Below are 24,252 nucleotides of genomic sequence, written 5' to 3' on the forward strand. Positions count from 1 at the left end.
GAGACATGCAGAAGGTCACGGTTCTCGGCAGTGGCGTCCTCGGTTCCCAGATCGCGTTCCAGTCGGCCTTCCACGGCAAGGACGTCGTGGTGCGCGATCTGGACGACGCGATCCTCGTCCAGCTGCCCGCACGCTGGGAGTACCTGGCCGCCCAGTACCGCCGGGATCTGCCGGACGCCTCCGAGGAGAAGCTGGCGGCCGCCGTCGCCCGCATCCGGGTGACCAGCGACCTGGCCGACGCCGTCGGCGACGCCGACCTCGTCATCGAGGCGGTGCCCGAGGTCCTGGACGTCAAGCGGGACACCTGGGCCGCGGTCGGCGGGGTCGCCCCCGAGCGGACGATCTTCGCGACCAACTCCTCCACCCTGCTCCCCAGCGCGATCGCCGACGCCACCGGCCGGCCCGAGCGCTTCCTCGCCCTGCACTTCGCCAACACCATCTGGCGGCAGAACACCGCCGAGGTGATGGGCCACCCGGGGACGGATCCGGCGTGCTTCGACGCCGTCGCGACCTTCGCGGACGAGATCGGGATGGTGGTGATCCCGGTGCTGAAGGAGCAGCCCGGTTACGTGCTGAACTCGCTGCTGGTGCCGTTCCTGACGGCGGCGTCGACGCTCTTCGTCCGCGGCGTGGCGGACGTGCCCACCATCGACCTGACCTGGCGGAAGGCCACCGGCGCCCCCCTGGGCCCGTTCCAGATCTACGACGTGATCGGGATGCAGACGCCGTACCAGCTCAGCCGGACGAGCCCCGACCCGGAGCAGCGGGAGTTCGCCGCGATCCTCAAGCGGGACTACATCGACCAGGGCAAGCTGGGCGTCGCCTCCGGCCAGGGCTTCTACGACTACCGATGAGCACCGCACCGGCTCCGGGCTTTCGCGCCGCCCGGCTGACGTCGTTCACCCACGCCGGTCTGACGTTCGATGTGACCGACACCGGCCCCCTCGACGGGGAGGTCGTCGTGCTCCTGCACGGGTTCCCGCAGACGGCCACGTCGTGGGCCGGGGTGAGCGCCCGGCTGGCCGACGCGGGTTACCGGACGCTGGCGCCGGACCAGCGTGGCTACTCCCCCGGTGCCCGGCCGCGCGGGCGACGCGCCTACCGGCTTGCGGAGCTGACCGGCGACGTCGTGGCGTTGATCGACCGGATCGGGACCGGCCCCGTGCACCTGATCGGACACGACTGGGGCGCCACCGTGGGCTGGTCCGTCGCGGCGCACCATCCCGATCGCGTCCGGACGTGGACCGCGGCCTCGGTGCCCCACCCGGCGGCGTTCTCCCGGGCGCTGCGCTCGCCCGACCAGGCGCGGCGGTCCTGGTACATGGCGTTCTTCCAGGTGCCGAGGCTGCCCGAACGCGTCCTCTCCCGCACCGGGGCCGGCGGGCCGACGCTGCTGGCGGGCGCCGGGATGGACGACGTCGCGCTGGCGCGGTACCGGCACGAGATGGTGGAGGGCGGGGCGCTGCCGGGAGCGCTGGGCTGGTACCGGGCGCTGCCGTTCCTCACGCCGGTGCCGCGGGTCGCCGTGCCGACGGCGTTCGTGTGGAGTTCGGGCGACTCGGCCGTCTCCCGGCGGGCCGCCGACCTCTGCGGCCGGCACGTGAGCGGGCCGTACCGGTTCGTCGAGCTCGGTGGCACCCACTGGATCCCCGACCAGCAGCCCGAGGCGATCAGCGAGGCGTTCCTGGCGGGGGTGACGCGGTCGGGCTGAGCCCACCGGCTGCCGGCCCGACGACGGACCCGGCGGCGGTGACGGCCGGTTCGGGTCCCGCCTGCGCCGCGGCGGCCCGTTCCTGGTCGGCGGCCTCCTGCAGGGCGGAGGTCTGCCGCAGGGGCGGCACCCGGAAGAACCAGGAGAGGACGAACGCGAGCAGGATGACGCCGAGGCCCACCCGGTAGATGGTGACGGCCGAGTCGATGAACCCGGTCATGAACGTGCGGGTCAACCGCGCGTCGGCCCCGTTGAGGAAGGACGTGTCGCTGGTCAGGCCGCTCGTCCCGCCCCCCTCGTCCGCGCCCGCGCCGTTCCCGCCCACGCGGTCCGCGATCGCCGGCGTGAGCTGGTCGACCCAGTGGCGCCGCTGGCCCGCGTCGGCCCAGTCCACCACGAGCCGGCCGCCGGACACCGTGGCCTGCCCCTCGCGGGCCGCCGCGGCGAGTGCCTGCGCCTCTGCGGCGGGGCGTGCGGCCGCAACCTGCCGCTCGATCAGCACGGCGGCCGCGGCGGCCGGGACCCGGCCCGCGTCCACCTGCCTCTGCACCGCGGTCGTCACCCGGCCGGTGACCTCGGAGTCGGCCGCCTCCCGGGCCCGTTGGGCGCCCTGGTCCAGCCCGGACTGGACGTTCTCCTTCAGCGGTCCCACGATCGGGTTCCAGATCCGGTCCATCACCGCGGCGTTGGCCGGAGCCGACGCGACCGAGGGCGTCAGGGCGGCGTCGAGCGACGAGGCGAGGTCGTCCCGGTCCCCCATCGCGTGAGCGATGTTCGCGGGGATGACGGCGAACAGCACCGAGAGCAGCACCGCGGTGCCCATAGTGCCGCCGATCTGCCGGAAGAAGGTGGAGGAACTGGTGGCGACGCCCATGTCCCGCGGTGCGACGGCGCTCTGCGTCGCCAGCGTCAGGGTCTGCATCAGCTGCCCGAGGCCCAGGCCGATCAGGAACATGCCGATCATGACGTACCAGAGCGGCGCGTCGATGCTCAGGAACACCAGCACCAGGTAGCCCAGCGCGGTGACCGCGGTGCCGGTGACCGGGAAGATGCCGTACCTGCCCGTGTGGGAGATGATCTGCCCCGACCCGGCGGCGGCGATCATCATCCCGAGCACCATCGGCAGGGTCGCGAACCCGGACTCGGTCGGGGTGAGGCCGACGACGATCTGCAGGTAGAGCGGCAGGGTGAGCATCGCCCCGAACATCGCGAAGCCGACGAGGAAGCCGAGCACCGTGGCCATCGAGAACGCACGGGAGCCGAACAGCTTCAGCGGGATGATGGCGTCCTCGCCCATCGCACGCTCGACCACCAGGAAGGCGACCAGCCCGACGGCGCCGAGCACGTAGCAGGCGACGGCGCCGGCCGAGGTCCAGCCCCAGTCGCGGCCCTGCTCGGCGACGAGCAGCAGGGGGACCAGGGTGACGATGACCGCGGTGGCGCCCCACCAGTCGACCCGGGGCACGCGGTGCGCGCCGAGCCGGGGCAGGTGCAGGAACGCGATGACCATCAGCAGGGCGACGACGCCGATGGGCACGTTGACGAGGAACACCCACCGCCAACCGGCGATCCACAGCACCTGGTCCGCCCCGGCGAAGACCCCGCCGATGAGGGGGCCGAGGACGGCGGAGATGCCGAAGATGGCGAGGAAGAAGCCCTGATACTTCGCCCGTTCGCGGGGCGCCAGGATGTCGCCCATGATCGCCAGGGGCAGGGACATCAGGGCGCCGGCGCCGATGCCCTGGAACGCGCGGAACCCGGCCAGCATGATCATCGACGTCGAGAAGCTGGAGAGCAGCGACCCCACGATGAACACCGTGATGCCGAAGAGGTACAGCGGGCGCCGCCCGAACAGGTCGGAGAGCTTGCCGTAGATCGGGGTCGCGATGGTCGAGGCGATCAGGTAGGCGGTGGTGACCCAGGCCTGCTGGTCGAGGCCGTGCAGGTCGTCACCGATGGTGCGGATCGACGTGCCGACGATCGTCTGGTCCAGCGAGGCGAGGAACATGCCCGCCATCAGGCCGAGGATCACCAGCAGGATCTGCCGGCGGCTCATGATCGGCTCGTCGCCGGCTCCGGCTCCGTCTCCGTCCGGCGCGTCCGTCGTCGGCGGCGATGCCTCGGCGCGGGCGGGCACCGCCGCGGAGTGCCTGCCGCGCGATCCTCGGGGCCGCAGCCCGGTCGTGCTCGAGGTGGCCATGAGAACCTCGGTTCGTGTTCGGCCCTGCTGCCGCCGGGATGCCCGGTGGTCGGGTGCTGATCGCCCGACGGTGAGAACGATGTGCGGGCGGCGATTGTTTCCCGGTCGCGAGATCCACGGGTCCCGCACGGGCGGGGGCCGGCCGGGCCAGCCGGCCGGCCCCGTCGCGCGCCGCGTCAGCCGGCGTGCTTGCCCAGCTGGGCGAGGGCGACCGCCGCGGCCACGTACTTATTGCCGCCGAGGTCGCCGATCGTCTTGACGTTCAGCGCCTCGGCGAGCTTCTCGGCCTTCGCGTCGGTGACGCCCGCGAGGGCGGAGACCGGCGCGTCGAGGACCTCCTCCAGGGAGGAGTCCTCGTAGGCGCGGTCGAGGAGCTTGGCGAGATTTACGGACACTGCCATGGTCGATCTCCCTCCACGTCCGGACCCGGGTGGTCCGGCCGAGCCCGAGTCTAGGGTCGGGTCGCGGAAAGGGAACATCAGTGGGCTGATCAGCGGGAACGTCGCCGCCGCCGGCGGTATGACGAGGACCCCGCGATCGATGTGATCGCGGGGCCCTCGGCGGTTGTGCTCCCCCGACTGGACTCGAACCAGTAACCCTTCGATTAACAGTCGAATGCTCTGCCAATTGAGCTACGGGGGAAGGAAGCAGGTACTACCGTACCAGCCCGCACGGGCCCGGATGAAATCGGCGGATCACTGCGGGCGCAGGGCCCGGCGCTGCAGTTCCAGGTCCATCAGCTCGCGCTGCAGGGCCCGCGCCCGGTCCGCGTCCGCGCCGCCGTCCAGCCGCTGCAGCTGGGCCAGCATGTCCTGCTTCCGGCGGGCGATCTGGGCGTCGAACAGGTGGTGCAACACCCCTTCGGCGTAGGCCCGGAGATTCTCCTCGGTGGACGCCGGCAGCGGGGTCACCGCGAGCTCGGAGACGAATCCGCGCAGCACCTCGGGCACCTCGTCCAGCACCGCGTCGACCCAGCGTGACGCGGGCGCTCCCGCGGCGCCGGCCGCGACGATTCCCTCGTGCACCGCGCGGTGCGCGGGCTCGCGCAACACCGCCGCGTCGAACCGGTCCCAGTCGGACGCGGTGAGGGCGCTGGGCACCTGCAGCACCACCTCCAGGGCCTTGCGTTCCATTCCGACCGCCGGATCCCGCCAGTCCGGCCGGGGGAAGCTCGGACCCGTCCCGGGCAGGGGGCGGGCGGGGACGCCGTCGCCGTCCACCCGGGTGGCGCCGGCCGGCCGGTCACGGTCGTCTCGCCGCCACGGCGACGCGGACGCTGCGGGCTGCTCGGGCGCTCGCCCGGCAGGCGCGTGCCGGTCCGGGCCGGCCTGACGGTTCCCGTCGCGACCGTGCTGGGGGCGGCCCGCCGCGGCCACCGCGGCGGTGACGTCCTCCACCGGCATCCCGAGCCAGCCGGCCAGCTCCCGCGCGTACCCGGGCCGGATCGCCGCGTCCCGGATGCCGGCGACGACGGGGGCCGCGGCCCGCAGCGCACGCACCCGCCCCTCGACGGTGTCGAGGTCGAAGTTCTTCAGCGTGGCCCGGATGGCGAACTCGAACAGCGGGCGACGGGACTCGAGCAGGTGCCGGACGGCGGTGTCGCCGCCGGTCAGCCGCAGGTCGTTGGGATCCTTGCCGGTCGGCTCCACCGCGACGTAGGTCTGTGCGACGAACCGCTGGTCCTCGTCGAACGCCTTCAGCGCGGCCTTCTGGCCGGCCTCGTCGCCGTCGAAGGTGAAGATGATCTCGCCGCCGGTCCCGTCGTCGGAGAGCAGGCGGCGAACCAGGGTGATGTGGTCGCCACCGAACGCGGTGCCGCAGGTCGCGACCGCCGTGGTGATCCCGGCGAGGTGGCAGGCCATCACGTCGGTGTAGCCCTCGACGACGACGAGCTGCCGGGACCGCGCGATGTCCTTCTTCGCCAGGTCCAGCCCGTAGAGCACCTGCGATTTCTTGTAGAGCGTCGTCTCGGGGGTGTTGAGGTACTTGGGACCTTGGTCGTCCTCGTGCAGGCGCCGCGCACCGAAACCGATGGTCTCCCCCGCGATGGTGCGGATGGGCCAGATCAGCCGGCCCCGGAACCGGTCGTAGAGCCCGCGGTTGCCGGCGGAGAACATGCCGGTCTGCCCGAGTTCCTCGTCGGTGAAGCCCTTGCCGCGCAGGTGCTTGAGCAGGTGGTCCCAGCCCTGCGGCGCGTAGCCGACGCCGAAGTGGGCGGCGTCCTGCCCGGTGAAGCCCTTCTCGGTGAGGAAGTCGCGGGCGATGGCGGCACCGGGCGTGGTCAGCTGGGCGACGAAGTACTCGGCGGCGACCTTGTGCGCGTCGACGAGGCGCTGCCGCTTGCCGACGTCCTCCCGGCGCGGGCCGGAGCCCTGCTCGTACTGCAGCTCGTAGTTCAGCCGGTGCGCGAGCTTCTCGACGGCCTCGGTGAAGGTGACGTGGTCCATGGCCTGGACGAAGGCGAAGACGTCGCCCTTCTCGCCGCAGCCGAAACAGTGGTAGCGGCCCACCTGAGGCCGGACGGTGAACGACGGCGTCCGCTCGTCGTGGAACGGGCACAGGCCCTTCCAGCTGCCGACGCCGGCGGTGCGGAGGGTGACGTGTTCCCCGACGATATCGCGCAGATCCGTGCGCTCGCGGACGGCGTCGATGTCCTCCCGCCGTATCAGTCCCGCCACGGATCCAGTCTAGCCAGCGGCACCGACACTCCCCGCCGCGGCCCGTCGACTGCTCCTTCCCCTACCGCCAGGTCGTCAATAGATGTCGCATCCGCACCGATTTTGCGTCCCGATGGAGCATCTATTGACGAGCTGGCCGGGGGAGACGGAAGGGTCAGCGCAGGAGGAGGAACGCGATGACGCCGACGACGGCGAAGGCGACCACGGCGACGATCGACCCGACGAGCACCTTCTTCTCCGCCAGGCCGGTGTTGGCCCGCCGGGTCCAGCCGGAGCCGGCGAGGGCGTCGTCGACGAAGGCGAAGATCGACCCGATCGGGTTGCGGGCCAGCTCCCGGGGCGCATCCCAGCGGACCCCGTCACGGCGCAGCCCGCCCGTGCCGCCGCGACCGACGCGCGGCACGAGCGCCGGTCCGCCGATCACCGGTTCGGGCCGGTCCGGGTTCGCCCCGTCCCGCCACGCCAGTTCCCGGGCGGCGGCGCGCAGCACATAGGTGCGGCCGGCCTCGTCCAGATCGAGCGTCACTTCCGGGGCCACGGGCAGCCCGGCGTCGCGCAGCCGCCCGCCCCACGCCCCGGCCGCCAGCGCGAGCCGGACGACGGCCCCGTCGCCGGCGCGCTCGACGGTGAACGGGCTGCCCTGCGCCCGACGCTTGAGGTCCTTGATCAGGGCGGCGCGGCCGACCGTGACGCCGCCGCCGTCGCCGCTCACCACAGCCGCGTCCGCTGCCGGCCGAGCGGGCTGAGCCGACCGTGCCACGCGAGGGCCGACATGTCGGTCAGGGAGGCGACCTGGTCGACGACGACCCGCAGCCGCGCGTCGTCGTCCGCGGCGGCCCGCCAGTCGACGGCGAACATCGGGTCGAGGTGCTGGTCCCCGGTGGACGCGAGGAGGGTGACCAGCTCGGCGAGCACCTCCCGCTGCTGTTCGTACACGGGCTGCCGGTCGTAGCTGGTCATGACGAAGGTGGTGGCGATGCCCTTCATCACGGCGATCTCCGTGACGGTGTCGGCGGGGACGACGACGTCGGCGGCGTACCGGGTCAGGGGGTCCGGTCCGTAGATCGCCCGGGTGGCCTCGAGCGCGCTCTGGCAGAACCGGCCGATCAGCTGGCTCGTCATGTCCTTCAGGGCCGCGCGGCCGGCCCGGTCGGCGCCGGCGTCGAGCACCCACACCGGGTCGGCCTCGAGGCGGGCGAGGGCCGCGTCCACCTCGGCCGGGTCGGTGTGCGGCAGGTACCACTGGCGGGTGTACTCGATCACCCGGTCCCGGGTGTCCCGGTCGGTGAGCAGACCCAACTGCAGGTGGCCGGAGACGATGGCGTCCTCGACGTCGTGCACCGAGTAGGAGATGTCGTCGGCCAGGTCCATCACCTGGGCCTCGATGCAGCTGCGGCCCGGTTCCGCGCCGTCGCGCAGCCACGCGAACACCGGCAGATCGTCCTCGTAGACGCCGAACTTGCTGGTGCGCACGCCGTGGATCAGCGGCGCATCCTTCGCGGACCACGGGTACTTGCAGGCCGCATCCAGGCTCGCGCGGGTCAGGTTCAGGCCGGCCGACCCGCCCGTACCGGTGGCCACCTTGGGCTCGAGCCGGCTGAGCAGGCGGAGGGTCTGAGCGTTGCCCTCGAAGCCGCCGATGTTCTGCGCGAGCTGGTTGAGGGTGGCCTCCCCGTTGTGACCGAACGGCGGGTGGCCGAGGTCGTGGGAGAGGCACGCGGCGTCGACGACGTCGGGGTCGCAGCCGAGCAGCCGGCCGAGTTCTCGGCCCACCTGGGCCACCTCGAGGCTGTGGGTGAGGCGGGTGCGGACGAAGTCGTCGGTGTCCGGGGAGACGACCTGCGTCTTCGCCCCGAGTCGGCGCAGCGCGGAGGAGTGCAGCACGCGGGCGCGGTCCCGCTCGAAGTCGGTGCGGTGCCGCTTCTTCGGGGCCTCCGGCACCCAGCGCTCGACGTCGGCGTCGGTGTACCCGGCCGGCAGGCCCCCGGGGGGCAGGGCGGCGCCGCCGGTCCGCGCGGTGACTCGGACGGTACCGGCCGGCGACGCCGTCGGCTCGGCCGTGGCGGGGAGCGCGTCGGCCGGCGCGGTCAGCGGCTCGGCCGGGCGATCGGCCGGCACGCCGGCGGCGCCGTCCGTGGTCCCGCGATCCGCCGTCCTGCCGTCCGTCCCCCGCTCAACCACCGGAGACGTCCAGTTCGGCGGCGGCGATGGTGGCGCGCTGCTCCTCGTTCAGGGCGCGGGACTCGAGCCACCGGTCCGGCAGCGCGGTGCGTTTCGGGCTGCCCGCCCGGCCGCGGGGGCCCTCGGCGGCCTCACCCGGGTAGGGCAGGGTCAGGTCCAGCTCGCCGAGCAGCTCGTCGAGCCCGGCCAGGGTCTCCACCTGGGCGAGCCGGGCGCGCAGGTCGCCGCCCACGGGGTAGCCCTTGAAGTACCACGCGACGTGCTTGCGGATGTCCCGCAGCGCCTTGGGCTCCTCGCCGTAGTTCTCGACCAGCAGCTCGGCGTGCCGGCGGAACGTGGCCGCGACGACGTCGACGCCCGGCCGGAACCGCCGGTCGCTGCCCTCGAAGGCGGCCTGCAGGTCCCCGAACAACCACGGGCGGCCCTGGCAGCCGCGGCCGACGACGACGCCGTCGACCCCGGTGGCCCGCACCATGCGGACGGCGTCCTCGGCGGACCAGATGTCGCCGTTGCCGAGCACCGGCACGTCGGGCAGCGCCTCGCGCAGCCGGGCGATGGCGTCCCAGTCCGCGGTGCCGGAGTAGTACTGGTTCGCGGTGCGCCCGTGCAGGGCGACGGCCGCGACCCCGGCGTCGCGGGCGATCCGGCCCGCCTCCAGGTAGGTGAGGTGGTCCTCGTCGATGCCCTTGCGCATCTTGACGGTCAGCGGGATCCCGGCCCCGCCGCGGGCCCTGCCCGCCTCCCGCACGGCGGCGTTGACGATCGCGGTGAACAGGTCCGTCTTCCACGGCAGCGCCGACCCGCCGCCCCGGCGGGTGACCTTGGGCACCGGGCAGCCGAAGTTGAGGTCGATGTGGTCCGCGCGGTCCTCCTCGACGAGCATCCGCACCGCGGCCCCGACCGTCACCGGGTCCACGCCGTACAGCTGGATGCTGCGCACGGCCTCGTCGTCGTCGTGCTTGATCAGTCGCATCGACTCGGGCGTGCGCTCGACCAGGGCGCGGGACGTGACCATCTCCGCCACGTACAGCCCGCCGCCGTATTCGCGGCACAGCCGCCGGAACGCCGTGTTGGTGATGCCGGCCATCGGGGCGAGCACGACGGGCGTGTCCACGGTCAGGTGGCCCAGCCGCAGGGGCGGCAGGTCGAGCTTGAGCGGGGCGCTCGGATTCGGGTCGGGTGTGCCGTCCGGCGCGCCCGGCGCAACGGGTGCGCCGGCGCGAGCCACGGCGGTCTCGGTCACGGTCGCGGTCACCCCTCCATTGTCACAGAGGACGCGCGGACGGGCCGACACGGGTTCCGCTGGCCTCGGGGCAGCGGCTCAGCCGGCGGCGTGCCGCTCCTCACGGCGCGACGGCAGCGCCCGGCTCATCAGCTTCGCGACCCTGCGGTGATTCCGCTCGACGAGGGCGTAGAACGCCATCGCGAGCAGGTTCGAGAGCGTGAACCCCCCGAGCACGAGTGCCCACGCCGGGACGTCGTCGTGCAGCCAGACCCACAGGTAGGTGATGACGGAGAAGTGGATGAGGTAGAGGGAGTAGCTGTAGTCCGAGACGAACTGGACCAGCCGCGTCGTCAGGCCCTGCGGGTCCAGGGACGCGGGGATCCGCTTGACCAGGAAGTACAGCGAGCAGAACGCCACCGAGGCCGGGACGATGGTGGCCGCGGAGTCCAGGTTGTTGTGCGAGGTGAGGCAGCCGTAGACGAAGGTCGCCACCCCGAGGCCCACGAGCCACCCGTGCACCCGGGCGGGCAGGGCGTCCAGCCGGTCGGCGGCGAAGGCGTACCCCATGCCGATCAGCCAGGCCAGGGGCAGGGCGATGTTCCGGCCCAGGTACGCCAGCGGCATCATCGCCGCGAACAGGAGCACCAGACCGCCGATGACGCCGAGCCTGCGGCGCCGGGCCACCACGAGCGCGAGGATGCCGAAGGTGACGTAGATCCACCACTCGATGACGACGGTCCACAGGGGCGCCCCGGTGCCGACGGCGTGCACGGCCAGTTGCTTGATGCCGGTGGCCTGGGCCGCGGTGGCCAGCGCCGGGTGGTTGAAGGTCATCAGGAACGCCTGCACGATGGCTGACGGCGAGAGGTCCACCACCCGGAACGGCGTCGCGCCGCTGCCGCCGAAGACCAACCGGTCCGCGCCGATGATCAGGGCCAGGGCGACGAACATGGGAAACAGGACCCGCGCGGCCCGGTCCACCAGGTACCGCCCGAAGGTGTACCGGGGGTCCTGCCCCTTGCGCTTGACCGTGCCGGCGATCAGGTACCCGGAGAGCACGAAGAAGACGACGACGGCGAAGGACTGGATGTAGAACGGGTGTCCCTGGCCCTTGGGCGGCATGAAGATGTGCGGGTAGCTGATGTTCAGCAGATGCCCCACCACCACCAGCTGCGCGGCGATCCCCCGGGTGAGGTCGAAGTAGAAGACGCGTTGCGTCGTCCGGGGCGCTCGGGCACCGGCGGGCGCGGGGCGTTCGGGGGTGGCAGCGACCATGGTTCTCCCAGGGATTCGAGATGAGGGGCGCAGGTTCACGGTAGCGGGTGCCCGGCCGGTACCGCTATGATCCACGCCGCACGGGGGTGCAACCCGCGGGGCGACGCCCAGCCGGGGACGATAGGTTCGACGCACGTGGTTCGACGCACCGCCTCGTGAAGGAGCCCACCCATGTCCTCCCCGGTCCCGCCGGGCGCCGTCCGCCCGGGGCCGCACACCGCGACCGGCACCGTGCCCGGCCCGCCGGTCCCCGTCGCGCTGCGCTGGGCGAATCCCGCCCAGCTGACCCCGGTGTTCCCGCTGCGGCCGCGGTGGTCGGTGATCGACGTCGTGCTGGCGGCGGCGGCGTTCGTCGTGCTCCCCCTGGTCCTCGGGCTCGCGCTCGGTCCCGTGCTCCGCGGACGCGCGTTCGACGAGGGCGGCGGCATCTTCCTGTCCCTGGTGCTGACGTGGACGGTCCTGCTCGGGGCATGCCTGATCTCCTCACGGACGCGCGGGTTCGGCTCGCTCGCCCGCGACTTCGGCCTGAGGTTCCGGTGGGTGGACCTGGTGATCGGGCTGCTGGCATCGGTGGTCCTGCGGATCGTGACCGCGGTCGTCGCCGTGATCGTCGTGCTGCTGACCGGGGCGACCGAGCCGCTGCAGAGCAATGGCGACCTCTTCCTGGCCGGCAGTTCGACCGTCTGGTTGATCGTCAACGCCGGCATCGGGGCGACCCTGATCTCGCCGCTGCTCGAGGAGCTGTTCTTCCGCGGCCTGCTGCTGCGGGCGGTGCAGAACCAGGTGTGGCTGGGCCGCTGGCGGCGGCAGCCCGCGGCACCGGTCCCGGGCACCGCGGCGCCGCCGACGAAGCCGGCCCGGGTGAACCCGGCCCGGGTGCGCCCGGCCACCGTCAAGCGCCCCCTGGTCCGCTCCTCCGTCATCGCCGCCCTGCTCAGCGCCGTCGTCTTCGGGTGCGCCCACCTCGGTCAGCTGGACGATCCCCGCTCCGTCGTCATCCAGTTCGCGTCCATCTTCTGCATCGGCCTGGCCAACGCGGGGCTCACCCTCTGGTTCGGCCGGCTGGGGCCGGCCGTCCTCACCCATGTGTTCTTCAACGGCACGTCGATCCTGCTCGCACTCCTGCTGACCTCCGCCGGGGTGGCGAGCTAGGGTCGCCGCCGACGCCCGTCCTCGACGCTCTCGGCCGACGAAGCCGGCTTCCATACTGGGGACAGAGCACCGCAAACGAGGAAGGCACGCCAGCATGATCACGCCCCCGCAGACCGACACCGCCACCCGCCCCGCCGACCCGCGTGCCCTGGCCGACGACGCCGTCGCCCTCGTCCGGCGGTGGCTGGCCGAGGCGGCCGCCATCCCCGTGGACGCCTCCGCCCGCAACCTCGCCGGCGTGCTGCGCGACCCCGCCGGCCTGCCCTTCACGGTCGGCTTCGTCGACGGCGTGATCCGGCCCGAGGACGACGGCGTCGCCGCCCGCAAGCTCGCCGAGATCGCCGCCGACGTGCCCGCGTTCCTGCCCTGGTACCTCAGGGCCGCGGTCCGCGCCGGCGGGGCCCTCGGCCCGGTGGTCCCCGGCGTCGTCATCCCCGCCGCCCGCGCCGCACTGCGCCGGATGGTCGGGCACCTGCTCGTCGACGCGACCGAGGACAGGCTCGGGCCCGCGCTGGCGCGGATCGCGGCCGCGGGCGACCGGCTCAACATCAACCTGCTCGGCGAGGCGGTGCTCGGCACCGCCGAGGCCGGCCGCCGACTGGAGGGCACCGCGGCGCTGCTGGCCCGGGACGACGTCGACTACGTCTCCATCAAGGTCTCCTCGACGGTGACCCCGCATCCGCTCTGGGCCTTCGACGAGGCCGTCGCGGACATCGTCGCCCGGCTCACCCCGCTGTACCGGCAGGCCGCCGGCTCCCCGGCCCACAAGTTCATCAACCTGGACATGGAGGAGTACAAGGACCTGCGGCTCACCGTCGCGGTGTTCCGGGCCGTCCTCGACCAGCCGGAGTTCGCCGACCTGACCGCCGGCATCGTCATCCAGGCCTACCTGCCGGACGCCCTCGCCGCCGTGGACGAACTGACCGGGTGGGCGAAGGAGCGGGTGGCCGCCGGGGGCGCGCCGATCAAGGTCCGCGTGGTCAAGGGCGCCAACCTGCCGATGGAGCACGTCGAGGCGGACCTGCACGGCTGGCCGGCGGCCACCTGGCCGACCAAACAGGCCACCGACGCGAACTACAAGGCCGTCCTCGTGCGAGCGCTGACGCCGGAGAACCTGGCCGCCGTGCGGATCGGCGTGGCCGGGCACAACCTGTTCGACGTCGCGTTCGCCTGGCTGCTGGCCCAGTCCCGTGGCGTGACGGAGCTGATCGACGTCGAGATGCTGCTGGGCATGGCGCAGGCCCAGGCCACCGCCGTGCGCCGCACCGTCGGCCGGCTGCTGCTCTACACGCCGGTGGTGCACCCGGAGGAGTTCGACGTCGCCATCGCCTACCTGGTGCGCCGGCTCGAGGAGGGCGCCAGCCCGGACAACTTCATGTCCGCCGTCATGGACCTCGCGGACGAGCCCGCCCTGTTCGAACGGGAGAAGGCCCGGTTCCTGGCCTCCCTGGCCGACCTGCCCGCGCTCGACGGCGCCCTCCCGCCGCCCGCACGGACCCAGAACCGGGCCACCGAGCGCCCGTTGGAGGAGCCGCGCCCGGACCGGTTCGCCAACACCCCCGACACGGATCCGTCGCTGCCGGCCAACCGGGAGTGGGGCCGGCTCGCGCTCGACCGCGCCCGCGACTCCCGCGCCGGCGTCGACCTGCTGGAGGCGTCCCGGGTCGAGGACGCCGCCGCGCTCGACACGCTGCTGCGCTCGGCCGCGGAGGCCGGGGCCGCGTGGGGCGCCCGCAGCGGCGCGCAGCGGGCCGAGATCCTGCACCGGGCCGGGCAGATGCTCGCCGCCCGTCGGTTCGACCTGATCGAGGTGATGGCCGCCGAGGCGGGCAAGACCATCGACCAGGCCGACCCCGAGGTCAGCGAGGCCACCGACTTCGCCCACTACTACGCCGATCAGGCCCGGGGCCTGGACACGGTCGACGGCGCCACGTTCGAGCCCGCCCGGCTGACGCTGGTCACCCCGCCGTGGAACTTCCCCGTCGCGATCCCCGCCGGGTCCACCCTCGCGGCGCTCGCCGCGGGCAGCGCCGTCGTGCTCAAGCCCGCCGGGCCCGCGTCCCGCTGCGGCGCCGTCCTGGCCCAGGCCCTGTGGGACGCCGGGGTGCCGCGCGAGGTGCTCCGGTTCGTGCAGGTCGGTGAGGAGGAGCTCGGCCGGGAGCTGGTGGCCCACCCGGCCGTCGACCGGGTGATCCTCACCGGCTCCTACGAGACGGCGGAGCTGTTCCGGTCCTTCCGGCCGGACCTGCCGCTGCTGGCCGAGACCAGCGGGAAGAACGCCATCGTCGTCACCGGCAGCGCGGACCTGGACCTCGCCGTCCGGGACGTCATCGCGTCGGCCTTCGGCCACGCCGGGCAGAAGTGCTCGGCGGCGTCGCTGGTCATCCTCGTGGGGCCGGTGCGCCGGTCGGCGCGGTTCCTGCGCCAGCTCGAGGACGGCGTCCGGTCCCTGGTGGTCGGGTGGCCCCAGGACCCGCGCACGCAGCTGGGGCCGATCATCGAACCGGCCACCGGCAAGCTGGCCCACGCGCTGACCACGCTGGAGCGCGGCGAGCACTGGCTGGTGCAGCCGCGGCAGCTCGACGGCGAGGGCCGGCTCTGGTCCCCCGGCGTGCGGATGAACGTCAAGGCCGGGTCCCCGTTCCACCAGACCGAGTACTTCGGCCCGGTGCTCGGGGTGATGACGGCGGACACGCTGGCCGAGGCGCTCGCGCTGCAGAACGGCGTCGCCTACGGGCTGACCGCGGGTCTGCACTCGCTGGACCCGGAGGAGATCGGCCACTGGCTGGAGCACGTCGAGGCGGGCAACGTGTACGTCAACCGCGGCATCACCGGCGCCATCGTGCGGCGACAGCCCTTCGGCGGGTGGAAGCGCTCGTCGGTGGGACCGGGCACGAAGGCCGGGGGGCCCAGCTACCTGATGGGGCTGGGGTCATGGCGGCGCAGCCGTGCGACGGCGACGCCCGCCGGCGTGCTGCTCCCGGCGGTGGCGGCGCTCGCCGCGGCAGCCGCTTCTGCTCCGGGTGCCGGCTCCGCTTCCGACGGCTTCCTCGCGCGCGCCATCGCCTCGGACCAGGCGGCATGGGAGAGCGAGTTCGGGCTCGCCCGCGACGTCTCCGGTCTGCGCGCCGAGCGGAACGTCCTGCGGTACCTGCCCGTGCCCGTCCGGGTACGCCTGGCCGAGGGCGGCGACGTCACGGAGCTGCTCCGGGTGGCGGCCGCCGGGCTGCGCTCCGGGTCGCGGTTCGGCGTCTCGACGCCGGAGCGCCTTCCCGAGGCGGTCCGCACCGCCCTCGCCGCCGCGCACGTGGACGCCGTCGTCGAGACCGACGAGGCGTTCGCCCGCCGGGCCGCCGTCCTGCCGGGCGGCCGGATCCGCCTGGTCGGTGCTGCCGGCGCGACGGGCACGGCGGCTCACCTCGACGCCGTCGCGGCCGCCGTCGGGGCCCGGCCGGACGTGGCGCTGTACGCCGGCGAGGTCACCGAGGCCGGCCGGGTCGAGATGCTGCCGTTCCTGCACGAGCAGGCCGTCAGCATCACCGCGCACCGCTTCGGCACCCCGGACCACCTGACGGACCGCCTGATCTTAGCGTGGGCGCTCCGCCCGCGGGCGTCCCTTGACGAGGTGCCAGCGGGATGAGAGGAAGGACGTCATGACGACGCTGACCATCACGGGGTCCACGGGCGAGGTCGGCGGCCGGGTCGCGCACGCTCTCGCCGCCGACGGCGTCGCCCAGCGACTGCTGGTGCGGAGCGCGTCACGGGCACCCGACCTGCCCAACACCGACGTCCGAGTCGCCGGTTATGCCGATCACGACGCCGCGGTCGAGGCACTGCGCGGCACCGACGTGCTGTTCATGGTCTCCGCCGGCGAGAGCGCGGACCGGGTGGAGCAGCATCGCTGCTTCATCGACGCCGCCGTCCGCGCGAACGTCGAGCACGTCGTCTACACCTCCTTCGCGGCCGCCGCCGACGACGCCACGTTCACCCTGGGCCGCGACCACTGGGCGACCGAGGAGCTGCTGCGCGAGTCGGGGCTGGCGTTCACCCTGCTCCGGGACAACTTCTACCTCGACGTCTTCGAACTGTTCGCCGACCGGGACCGGGTGATCCGCGGTCCCGCCGGGGACGGGCGGGTGGCCGCGGTGGCCCGGGCCGACGTCGCCCGGGTCGCCGCCGCCGTCCTCCGGGAGCCGGCCGCGCACCGGAACGTCACGTACACGCTGACCGGCCCGCAGGCGCTGACGCTGGATCAGATCGCGACGACGTTGACGGAGGTGCGCGGCGAGCCGTACCGGTACGTCGACGAGACGCTGGGCCAGGCCCGCGAGTCCCGTTCGTCCTACGGTGCGCCGGACTGGCAGGTGGAGGCCTGGATCTCGACCTACACGTCGATCGCCTCGGGCGTGCTGGCCGCGGTGACCGACGACGTCGAACGCGTCACCGGCACCGCCCCGATCACCCTCGAGCAGCTGCTCCGCACCGCCCCCTGACCTCCCCCCTCCCCTCCCCGCCAGCCCCGCCCTCCCCGCCCTCCCCGCCAGGTCGTCAATAGATGTTCCATCCGCCCGGAATCGAGCCCAGATGCGACATCTATTGACGACCTGGCGTGTGGAGGGTGGCCGGGAATGGGGGCCGGGCCGGCGTGGTTGGCGTCACCATGACCACCATCGGATTCATCGGCAGCGGCAAGATCGGTTCGACCCTGGCGAAGCTGGCCGTCGACCACGGCTACGACGTCGTGCTGAGCAACTCGCGCGGACCGGAGACCCTCGAGGACCTCGTCGCCCAGCTGGGGCCGAAGGCCCGGGCGGAACGGGCCGACGAGGCGGCGCGGCTGGCCGACATCGCCGTCGTCACCATCCCCCTGAAGGCCTACCGGGACGTGCCGGTCGGCTCCCTGGCCGGCAAGATCGTCATCGACACGAACAACTACTACCCGCAGCGGGACGGGTCCTTCCCCGAGCTGGACGCGGAGGAGACGACGACCAGCGAGCTGCTCCAGGCCCACCTGCCCGAGTCGCACGTCGTCAAGGCGTTCAACCACATCCACTTCCAGGATCTCGCCACGCAGGGCGTGCCGGAGGGCACTCCGGGACGGCGGGCGCTGGCCGTGGCCGGGGACGACGCCGCGGCCAAGCAGCAGGTCGCGATGCTGATCAACGACTTCGGGTTCGACGTCGTCGACGCCGGGCCGCTCGCCGAGGGCTGGCGGTACCAGCGGGACACCGAGGCGTACGTGGCCCGGTACGACGCCGACGGCCTGCGCACGGCCCTGAGCAACGCGAAGCGCTACCGCGACAGCTGATCCCCTCCCTCGCCAGCTCGTCAATAGATGTTCCATCGGCGCCGATTTCGGCCCGGATCGGACATCTATTGACGAGCTGGCGGTGTGTAGGTCGGGAGGGGGTTAGAGGGCGCCGGTGAGCCACAGGCCGAGTGCGGCGGCCGCGACGGTGACGACGGCGGTGCCCGCCGCGTTGGCGAGGGCCGCGAGCCGTCGCCGGCCCTGCGCGAGCCGCACCGTCTCCACGCTGGCCGTGCTGAACGTCGTGTAGCCGCCGAGCAGGCCACCGCCGAGGACGAGCACCCAGGCGCGGTCCAGCCCGTGGGCCGCGGCGAGGCCGGTGACGACGCCGAGCAGCAGCGAGCCGGTGACATTGATGAACACGGTCGCCCACGGGAAGGTGCCGCGGGTGCGGGCGCGGACCAGGCCGTCGACGACGAACCGCAGCGCCGCGCCCACGCCGCCGGACGCGGCGATGCCGAGGAACAGGGCCGGCCCGATCACGACGCCGCCTCGTCACGGTCCGCCGCGCCGCGAGCCGTCCGCCGCCGTGCGAGCACCGCGCCGGCCACGACACCCGCCCACGCCGCCGCGGTTCCGACGAGCACGCTGCCGGTCAGGTAGAGCAGGCCCGTGCCGAGCGCCGGGCCGAGCAGCTGGGCGGTGTCCAGCGCGAGCGCGCTGTAGGTCGTGAAGCCGCCCAGCACGCCGGTGCCGAGGCCGAGGCGGGCCGCCCGGCGCCCGCCCTCGTCGCGTCCTTGCCGGGCGAGGGATTCGAGCAGCCAGCCGAGCACGAACGCGCCGGCGACATTGATCCCGAACACGGTCAGTGGGAAGCCGTGCGCCGGGGCCGGGAACGCCAGCACGAGGGCCTCCCGCAGCGCCGTGCCGATCGCCCCGCCGAACGCCACGAGCAGCACCCAGCGCACCCGCAGATGGACGGGCCGGGACCCGTTCACGCGCGCCCCCGCGTCCGGCCGGCCACCCGGGCGGCGGAAGTCGGCACGACGAGCACGGGCACCGACTGCCGGTGCGCCAGATGGGTGGCCACGGAGCCCTCGACGAACTCGCGCACGCCGGCCCGGAACGACCGGTCCGCGGTCCCGACGACGATCAGTTGCGCGTCCACCGCCGAGGCCACCGCGGCCAGCGCGTCGGCAGGATCGCCGGGCAGCAGCCGGAGCGCGGGATCGAGCCCCCGGTCGGCGCGCAGGGCCGCGACGCGCGCCTCGAGCAGCGCCCGCAGCCGGGGCCGGGCGTCGTCGTCCTGCTCATCGGGGTCGAGCGCCACCACCGGCGCGTCCGGGTCGGCGACCGACCTCGGGTCGACGGGCAGATGGGTGGGGTCGGCGGCGACGAGGATCAGCGGCGCGCCCAGCCGGACGGCGAAGTCCGCCGCGGTCTCCAGCACGAGACCGGGCTGGCGATCCGTGACGCCGACCACGACCGGCCCGCGCCGGTCCGGGACGAGAGGTGAGGCGGGCATGCGCGCTCCTGTCCGTGGTGACGGGGCCGCCCGCAGCAGGGCAGCCCGATGACGGGACAGGGACCGTTGTCGAGCCGCACGCACACCGTGGGTTCGAGGTTGGGGACGGCGGGCCCCACCGCCGTGACGCCGCCCGGGCACGCGTGCGGACCCGCGCGGCGACGTTCCCATTGAACCACTGGAACCGCATGCGATCAGGAACACGGGCCGATGCACGTGACCGGGCACCAGCCCGGACACGCCGACCGGGGCCGACCCCACGGGGCCGGCGCCGTCGGGAACGCGGTCGAGACCTCAGTCCGCGACGATGAGCGTGCGCTGGACGACCTCGGCGCGTCCCTCGGCGATCAGCGGGGCGAGCAGGTCGGTCAGGTCCCCCATCGACTCGTCCACCTCGACGGCCACCGGGTAGGTGGCGACGAGCAGCGCGAGCAGCTGGCCCAGCGCGAACGAGGGGTTGTGCACGGAGGGGTCGTAGCCGAGCAGCACGTCGGTCGGCTCGTCGGCGGGCCGCTCCGCCGGCGGAGCGACGGTCGGGTCGTCCGGGGCGGTGCCCGCGTAGCTGATGGCGAAGGCGCGGATCGCGCCGTTCTCCCGCAGCACGACGGCGCCGTGGGCGCCGGACGCGTCGCCGAGGAACAGCTGGTTGACGCGGCCGACGGAGAGGTCGGCGGGCGGGTCCCAGTCGTGCACCGCGCGGTAGAAGTCCCACAGCGCCCGGGTGAGCTCGACGGAGCCGGTGGCCAGGTCCTCGATCACCTGGGAGCCGTCCTCGTGCAGCGGCACCAGCGGCAGCGCCTTCGGGTGCACGACGACGACCTGCGAGTGCTGCAGCGGGGCAAAGCCGGCCGAGGCGGCGAAGGAAGCGCCGGGAGAGTCCAGCTCCACCTTGCCGCGCAGCCGCTGCACGGGCGCGGCGCCGAGTTCCTGCCTCAGCATGGCCAGCAGGGTGGAGCCGATGCCCTCCCGCTGCCGCTCGCGGGCGACCTCGATGTACACCCACAGTCGCTCCGGGTGCACCGACGCCTCGCTCACGACGCCGGCCGCGACGGGCACGCCGTCGTCCTCGGCGACGATGGTGCGCACGAACGGCGACTCCGACGCCGGGCGCAACAGGGCACGGCCCTCCGCCAGCGCGGGGTGGGACGCGTCGCCGAGGATCTGCAGCAGGGCCAGGTCGTCGCCGTCGGCCCACGGCCGGTACGTGATGCTCATGCGCCGGCCAGCCGCTCGGAGAGGTAGCGGGTGACCTGGTCCAGCGAGACGCGCTCCTGGCCCATGGTGTCCCGCTCGCGGATGGTGACGGCCTGGTCCTCGAGGGTGTCGAAGTCCACGGTGACGCAGAACGGGGTGCCGATCTCGTCCTGTCGGCGGTAACGGCGGCCGATGGCGCCGGCGTCGTCGAAGTCGATGTTCCAGCGCTGGCGCAGCTCGGCGGCCAGGTCCCGCGCCTTCGGGGACAGGTTCTCGTTGCGGGAGAGCGGCAGCACCGCGGCCTTGACCGGGGCCAGCCGCGGATCCAGCTTGAGCACCGTCCGCTTGTCGACCCCGCCCTTGGCGTTGGGCGCCTCGTCCTCGGCGTACGCGTCGACGAGGAACGCCATCATCGACCGGGTCAGGCCGAAGGACGGCTCGATGACGTACGGGGTGTACCGCTCGCCGGAGTTCTGGTCGAAGTACTGCAGCTTGGTGCCGGACGCCTCGGAGTGGTTGGTCAGGTCGAAGTCCGTGCGGTTGGCGACACCCATCAGCTCGCCCCACTCGCTGCCCTGGAACCCGAACCGGTACTCCAGGTCGATGGTGCCGGCCGAGTAGTGGGCTCGCTCGTCCTCGGGGACGTCGAAGCGGCGCATGTTGTCCGGGTTGATGCCCAGGTCGGTGAACCAGTCCCAGCAGGACTCGACCCAGTGCTCGAACCAGCGGTTGGCGTCGTCGGGAGCGGTGAAGAACTCGATCTCCATCTGCTCGAACTCGCGGGTGCGGAAGATGAAGTTGCCCGGCGTGATCTCGTTGCGGAACGCCTTGCCGACCTGCCCGATGCCGAACGGCGGCTTCTTCCGCGCCGCGGTGACGACATTGAGGAAGTTGACGAAGATGCCCTGCGCCGTCTCGGGGCGCAGGTAGTGCAGCCCCTCCTCGTTGTCGACCGGCCCGAGGAACGTCTTCATCAGCCCGGAGAACTGCTGCGGCTCGGTCCAGTTGCCCTCCTGGCCGGTCTCCGGGTCCCGGATGTCGGCCAGGCCATTGACCGGCGGCTTGCCGTGCTTGGCGATGTACGCCTCGACCAGGTGATCCGCCCGGTAGCGCTTGTGCGTGTGCAGGGACTCGACGAGCGGATCCGTGAAGGTGGCGACGTGCCCGGAGGCCTCCCACACGCGCTTGGGCAGGATGATCGAGGAGTCGAGGCCGACCATGTCCTCCCGGCCGCGCACGAACGTCTGCCACCACGCGGCCTTGATGTTCTCCTTCAGCTCCGCCCCGAGCGGGCCGTAGTCCCACGCCGAGCGGGAGCCGCCGTAGATCTCACCCGCCTGGAAGACGAAGCCGCGGCGCTTGGCCAGGTTGATGACGGAATCGAGGCGCGATGCTGGCATGTGGTGTGAGCTCCAATGGGGTCGTGGCCGCTGGATGCGGGCCCAGGCCGAGGGACGTCGTCCCCCGGGTCCGCGGACGCGGGCGAACGCGCACGCGGACGCGCGGAGGGGCGGGCCGGGAAAGGCAGCTACCACCCTACCGCGCGGGCCGTTCCACGCCGGTGGGCTCGGCGGTCGCGGGCCCGGCGCTGCGGGCGGCCTCGTCGTGGGCGCGCCTGCCGGCCTCGGCGAAGCGCCGCTGGGAACGCCACGGCAGGGTGGCGACGAGCACCGCGATGAGGGTGAGCGCCGTCCCCCCGACGGTGGAGAGCGCGACGTGCGCGCCGGCCGCGGGGGCGAACACGTCGAGGCCGAGGGAGCCGAGCAGCTGGCCGGCGATGGTTCCGAGGCCGAGCAGGAGTACCCCCAGCCGCGGCGCCAGCAGCGCGCTCAGCGAGATGGCGACGATACCGAGCAGGCCGGGCAGGTACGCCCACCACATTGCCGGGAAGGTCCCCGTGGTCGGCGCGACGAGTTGCTTGATCGCCCAGGCGATCAGCAGGACGATCAGCCCGACCGTGAAGTTGGTGACCGCGGGGATCATCGGCGTGCCCGCGATCCTCCCGATCCGCCCGTTCATGGCCTGCTGGAAGCCGTACAGGAGCCCGGCCACGACGGGCAGCAGGATCGGCCCGACCACCGCGGCCGGGTCCGTGCTGGTGCCGAAGCTCGACTCGACCGCCCACACGACGGCGACGACGGTCAACACCGAACCGGCGATGCGCGGCAGCGTCGGTGGCCGTCGCTCGCGCGCCCCGAAGCCGGTGCCGTCCACGAGGACCCCGCTGATGGTCTGCCCGGCGACGAGGGCGACCGTGAAGATGGCGACGCCGAGCACGCCGACGGTCAGGCTCTGCGCCAGCACGACGTTCGCGCCGATCGCGCCGGCGACGAGGTACCAGGCCGGCAGCTCCCCGGCCCGCACGCTGCGGAACACCCGGGCGAGCCGGCGGCGGCCGGCGGGAATCACCGCGACCCCGGTGACCAGGACCACGGTGCCGACGCCGAAGCTGAGCGCGGCCGCGGCGAACCCGTCGCGGAACTGGCCCGCGACCGCCCCGTTGATCCGCGACTGGAGGGCAAAGGCGAGGCCGGCGACGACGGCGAGCAGGACGCCCACGGGGATGGGCAACGTGCGCCGGGGGCGGGTCACCGCCGCGGCATCGGGGGAGGAAGTCACGCGTCCCAGCCTAGGACCGAGCCGGGGGCCGGCCGCCTCGCGGCGTCATCGCCAGGCGCCGCCGCCCGCCGCGAACCCCACCATCCGACCCCGTGGGACACTGGGCCGGTGAGCGACTTCGAGGAGATCGGCCTGCGCGACGAGACCATCCGGCTCGGCCAGCTGCTCAAACTGGCGAACCTGGCCGAGGACGGCATCGACGCCAAGCGACTGGTCGAGGAGGGCCTGGTCAAGGTCAACGGGGACATCGAGACCCGGCGCGGACGCCAGCTGCGCTCCGGCGACGTCGTCGAGGTGAACGGGACGGGCGTGCGGATCGCCTGACGGCCGCTCCCCCGGGCCGGTTCAGCGCAGCAGGTGGTGGGTGAGGAACTCGCTCACGTGCCGCAGCTCCTGCTCGTTGATGCCGTGGCCCATTCCGGCGTAGAGCACCTTCATCAGGTCCACCTTCTCCCGCAGCCACCCGGCGGTCTGCTCCGCGAGCGGGGCGGGGATGACGTCGTCCTGCTGGTCCCGGCCCCAGAACATCGGGGGCCGACGAGCGGCCAGCGCGGCGTCGTTGAAGTAGCCGTCGGCGGGGGCGTCGATGTTGCCGTCCTCCACCAGCACGAAGCCGGAGCAGCCGACGACGACCGCGAAGTCGTCCGGCGCGTGGCGCAGCATCGACGTCGCCACGGCCATTCCCTGGGAGAACCCGAGCAGGCTCACGCTGGCGAAGTCGCCGCGGACGCCGTCGAGCCAGGAGAACAGCGCTCGGCAGGCGTCGATCGCGATGCTCGTGGAGTAGCCCACGGCGCTGCCGGCGTCGTCGAACTGCAGGTCGAACCACGAGAAGCCGGGGTCCATCCGATGCGGGGCGCGGACGGCCGCGTAGGTGATGCCGGACGGCAGGAAGGGCACCAGCGCGGCGAGGTCGCGCTCATCGGCGCCGTAGCCGTGGAGCAGGATGACCAGCGGCGTTCCCGCGCGCTCGGCTGCGGGCGCGGACCACCACACGGACAGATCAGGGGACGTCACCCGCGCCATTGTGCCACGGCCTCGATCCACCCTCCGCCCCCCCTCCGCGCACCCTCCGCCAAGCCCTCCGCCCACCCTCCGCCAAGTCGTCAATAGATGTTCCATCCGGGTCGATATCGACCCGGATGGAACATCTATTGACAGTGAGGATGATGGTGGGTGTCCCGCAGCGGTCGTCCTGACTCGTCTGTTGACTGACCGTGGGTCTTGAGCTCGATCTGTCGGTC

General features: G+C 73.2%; 21 protein-coding genes and 1 tRNA gene. 7 read left to right on the forward strand and 15 right to left on the reverse strand.

Annotated elements, in window-relative coordinates:
• The first annotated feature begins 5 nt into the window (after positions 1-5).
• Both IEX22_RS13780 and IEX22_RS13785 read left to right on the forward strand, forming a co-directional pair.
• Positions 6-854, forward strand: coding sequence for a 3-hydroxyacyl-CoA dehydrogenase (locus IEX22_RS13780; RefSeq protein WP_188668974.1), 849 nt, complete (start codon positions 6-8; stop codon positions 852-854).
• Positions 851-1,711: an alpha/beta fold hydrolase gene (locus tag IEX22_RS13785; RefSeq protein ID WP_188668975.1), complete on the forward strand. Its 861-nt coding sequence runs from the start codon at positions 851-853 to the stop codon at positions 1,709-1,711. The genes IEX22_RS13780 and IEX22_RS13785 overlap by 4 nt, the downstream gene beginning before the upstream one ends.
• On the opposite strand, the gene IEX22_RS13790 is transcribed toward IEX22_RS13785, so the two are convergent.
• The 8 genes from IEX22_RS13790 to IEX22_RS13825 all read right to left on the reverse strand — a co-directional run bounded on the left by IEX22_RS13790 (position 1,671) and on the right by IEX22_RS13825 (position 11,270).
• The gene (locus tag IEX22_RS13790; RefSeq protein ID WP_438816630.1) at positions 1,671-3,911 is read right to left on the reverse strand and encodes an MDR family MFS transporter; all 2,241 of its coding nucleotides are present in this window, start codon (positions 3,909-3,911) and stop codon (positions 1,671-1,673) included. The two genes, IEX22_RS13785 and IEX22_RS13790, sit on opposite strands and share 41 nt — an antisense overlap.
• A gap of 176 nt (positions 3,912-4,087) precedes the next feature.
• On the reverse strand, positions 4,088-4,312 hold the full coding sequence (locus tag IEX22_RS13795; protein ID WP_188668976.1) for a hypothetical protein: 225 nt from the start codon (positions 4,310-4,312) through the stop codon (positions 4,088-4,090).
• 168 nt (positions 4,313-4,480) lie between these two features.
• Positions 4,481-4,553: transfer RNA gene (locus IEX22_RS13800), tRNA-Asn, on the reverse strand.
• Between the two features lie 53 nt (positions 4,554-4,606).
• The gene (gene dnaG / locus IEX22_RS13805) at positions 4,607-6,589 is read right to left on the reverse strand and encodes a DNA primase (RefSeq protein ID WP_188668977.1); all 1,983 of its coding nucleotides are present in this window, start codon (positions 6,587-6,589) and stop codon (positions 4,607-4,609) included.
• Between the two features lie 154 nt (positions 6,590-6,743).
• Positions 6,744-7,301, reverse strand: a complete 558-nt coding sequence (locus tag IEX22_RS13810; RefSeq protein WP_188668978.1) for a hypothetical protein — start codon at positions 7,299-7,301, stop codon at positions 6,744-6,746.
• The gene (locus IEX22_RS13815) at positions 7,298-8,584 is read right to left on the reverse strand and encodes a deoxyguanosinetriphosphate triphosphohydrolase (protein ID WP_188668996.1); all 1,287 of its coding nucleotides are present in this window, start codon (positions 8,582-8,584) and stop codon (positions 7,298-7,300) included. The genes IEX22_RS13810 and IEX22_RS13815 overlap by 4 nt, the downstream gene beginning before the upstream one ends.
• A gap of 178 nt (positions 8,585-8,762) precedes the next feature.
• The gene (gene dusB, locus IEX22_RS13820) at positions 8,763-9,914 is read right to left on the reverse strand and encodes a tRNA dihydrouridine synthase DusB (RefSeq protein ID WP_229660051.1); all 1,152 of its coding nucleotides are present in this window, start codon (positions 9,912-9,914) and stop codon (positions 8,763-8,765) included.
• A 177-nt stretch (positions 9,915-10,091) separates the two neighbouring features.
• The gene (locus tag IEX22_RS13825) at positions 10,092-11,270 is read right to left on the reverse strand and encodes an acyltransferase family protein (protein ID WP_188668980.1); all 1,179 of its coding nucleotides are present in this window, start codon (positions 11,268-11,270) and stop codon (positions 10,092-10,094) included.
• A gap of 171 nt (positions 11,271-11,441) precedes the next feature.
• On the opposite strand from IEX22_RS13825, the gene IEX22_RS13830 reads away from it, so the two are divergent.
• The 4 genes from IEX22_RS13830 to IEX22_RS13845 all read left to right on the forward strand — a co-directional run bounded on the left by IEX22_RS13830 (position 11,442) and on the right by IEX22_RS13845 (position 17,730).
• On the forward strand, positions 11,442-12,422 hold the full coding sequence (locus tag IEX22_RS13830; protein ID WP_188668981.1) for a CPBP family intramembrane glutamic endopeptidase: 981 nt from the start codon (positions 11,442-11,444) through the stop codon (positions 12,420-12,422).
• 94 nt (positions 12,423-12,516) lie between these two features.
• Complete coding sequence (locus tag IEX22_RS13835) at positions 12,517-16,062, forward strand: proline dehydrogenase family protein (protein ID WP_188668982.1); 3,546 nt, start codon at positions 12,517-12,519, stop codon at positions 16,060-16,062.
• A 13-nt stretch (positions 16,063-16,075) separates the two neighbouring features.
• Positions 16,076-16,915 (forward strand): NAD(P)H-binding protein, encoded by an 840-nt coding sequence (locus IEX22_RS13840; protein ID WP_188668983.1) that lies wholly within the window; start codon positions 16,076-16,078, stop codon positions 16,913-16,915.
• Between the two features lie 167 nt (positions 16,916-17,082).
• The gene (locus IEX22_RS13845) at positions 17,083-17,730 is read left to right on the forward strand and encodes an NADPH-dependent F420 reductase (protein ID WP_188668984.1); all 648 of its coding nucleotides are present in this window, start codon (positions 17,083-17,085) and stop codon (positions 17,728-17,730) included.
• Between the two features lie 102 nt (positions 17,731-17,832).
• Here the strand turns inward: IEX22_RS13845 and IEX22_RS13850 are convergent, their stop codons facing one another.
• The 6 genes from IEX22_RS13850 to IEX22_RS13875 all read right to left on the reverse strand — a co-directional run bounded on the left by IEX22_RS13850 (position 17,833) and on the right by IEX22_RS13875 (position 23,008).
• Complete coding sequence (locus IEX22_RS13850) at positions 17,833-18,210, reverse strand: fluoride efflux transporter FluC (protein ID WP_188668997.1); 378 nt, start codon at positions 18,208-18,210, stop codon at positions 17,833-17,835.
• Positions 18,210-18,668: a fluoride efflux transporter FluC gene (locus IEX22_RS13855; RefSeq protein ID WP_188668985.1), complete on the reverse strand. Its 459-nt coding sequence runs from the start codon at positions 18,666-18,668 to the stop codon at positions 18,210-18,212. Before IEX22_RS13855 ends, IEX22_RS13850 begins: the two co-directional genes overlap by 1 nt.
• Positions 18,665-19,195, reverse strand: a complete 531-nt coding sequence (locus tag IEX22_RS13860; RefSeq protein WP_188668986.1) for a universal stress protein — start codon at positions 19,193-19,195, stop codon at positions 18,665-18,667. The genes IEX22_RS13855 and IEX22_RS13860 overlap by 4 nt, the downstream gene beginning before the upstream one ends.
• A gap of 294 nt (positions 19,196-19,489) precedes the next feature.
• Positions 19,490-20,410, reverse strand: a complete 921-nt coding sequence (locus IEX22_RS13865) for a GNAT family N-acetyltransferase (RefSeq protein ID WP_188668987.1) — start codon at positions 20,408-20,410, stop codon at positions 19,490-19,492.
• Entirely contained in the window at positions 20,407-21,789 is a 1,383-nt protein-coding gene (locus tag IEX22_RS13870) for a glycine--tRNA ligase (protein ID WP_188668988.1), read from the reverse strand. Before IEX22_RS13870 ends, IEX22_RS13865 begins: the two co-directional genes overlap by 4 nt.
• A 136-nt stretch (positions 21,790-21,925) precedes the next feature.
• Positions 21,926-23,008 carry a DMT family transporter gene (locus IEX22_RS13875; RefSeq protein ID WP_229660047.1) on the reverse strand — a complete coding sequence of 361 codons (1,083 nt, stop codon included), beginning with the start codon at positions 23,006-23,008 and terminating at the stop codon, positions 21,926-21,928.
• Positions 23,009-23,116: 108 nt separating this feature from the next.
• On the opposite strand from IEX22_RS13875, the gene IEX22_RS13880 reads away from it, so the two are divergent.
• The gene (locus IEX22_RS13880; protein ID WP_188668989.1) at positions 23,117-23,332 is read left to right on the forward strand and encodes an RNA-binding S4 domain-containing protein; all 216 of its coding nucleotides are present in this window, start codon (positions 23,117-23,119) and stop codon (positions 23,330-23,332) included.
• 21 nt (positions 23,333-23,353) lie between these two features.
• Here the strand turns inward: IEX22_RS13880 and IEX22_RS13885 are convergent, their stop codons facing one another.
• Positions 23,354-24,034: an alpha/beta hydrolase gene (locus IEX22_RS13885; protein WP_188668990.1), complete on the reverse strand. Its 681-nt coding sequence runs from the start codon at positions 24,032-24,034 to the stop codon at positions 23,354-23,356.
• Positions 24,035-24,252 lie beyond the last annotated feature (218 nt).

Source organism: Tersicoccus solisilvae, assembly GCF_014643255.1.
Lineage (GTDB): Bacteria > Actinomycetota > Actinomycetes > Actinomycetales > Micrococcaceae > Tersicoccus > Tersicoccus solisilvae.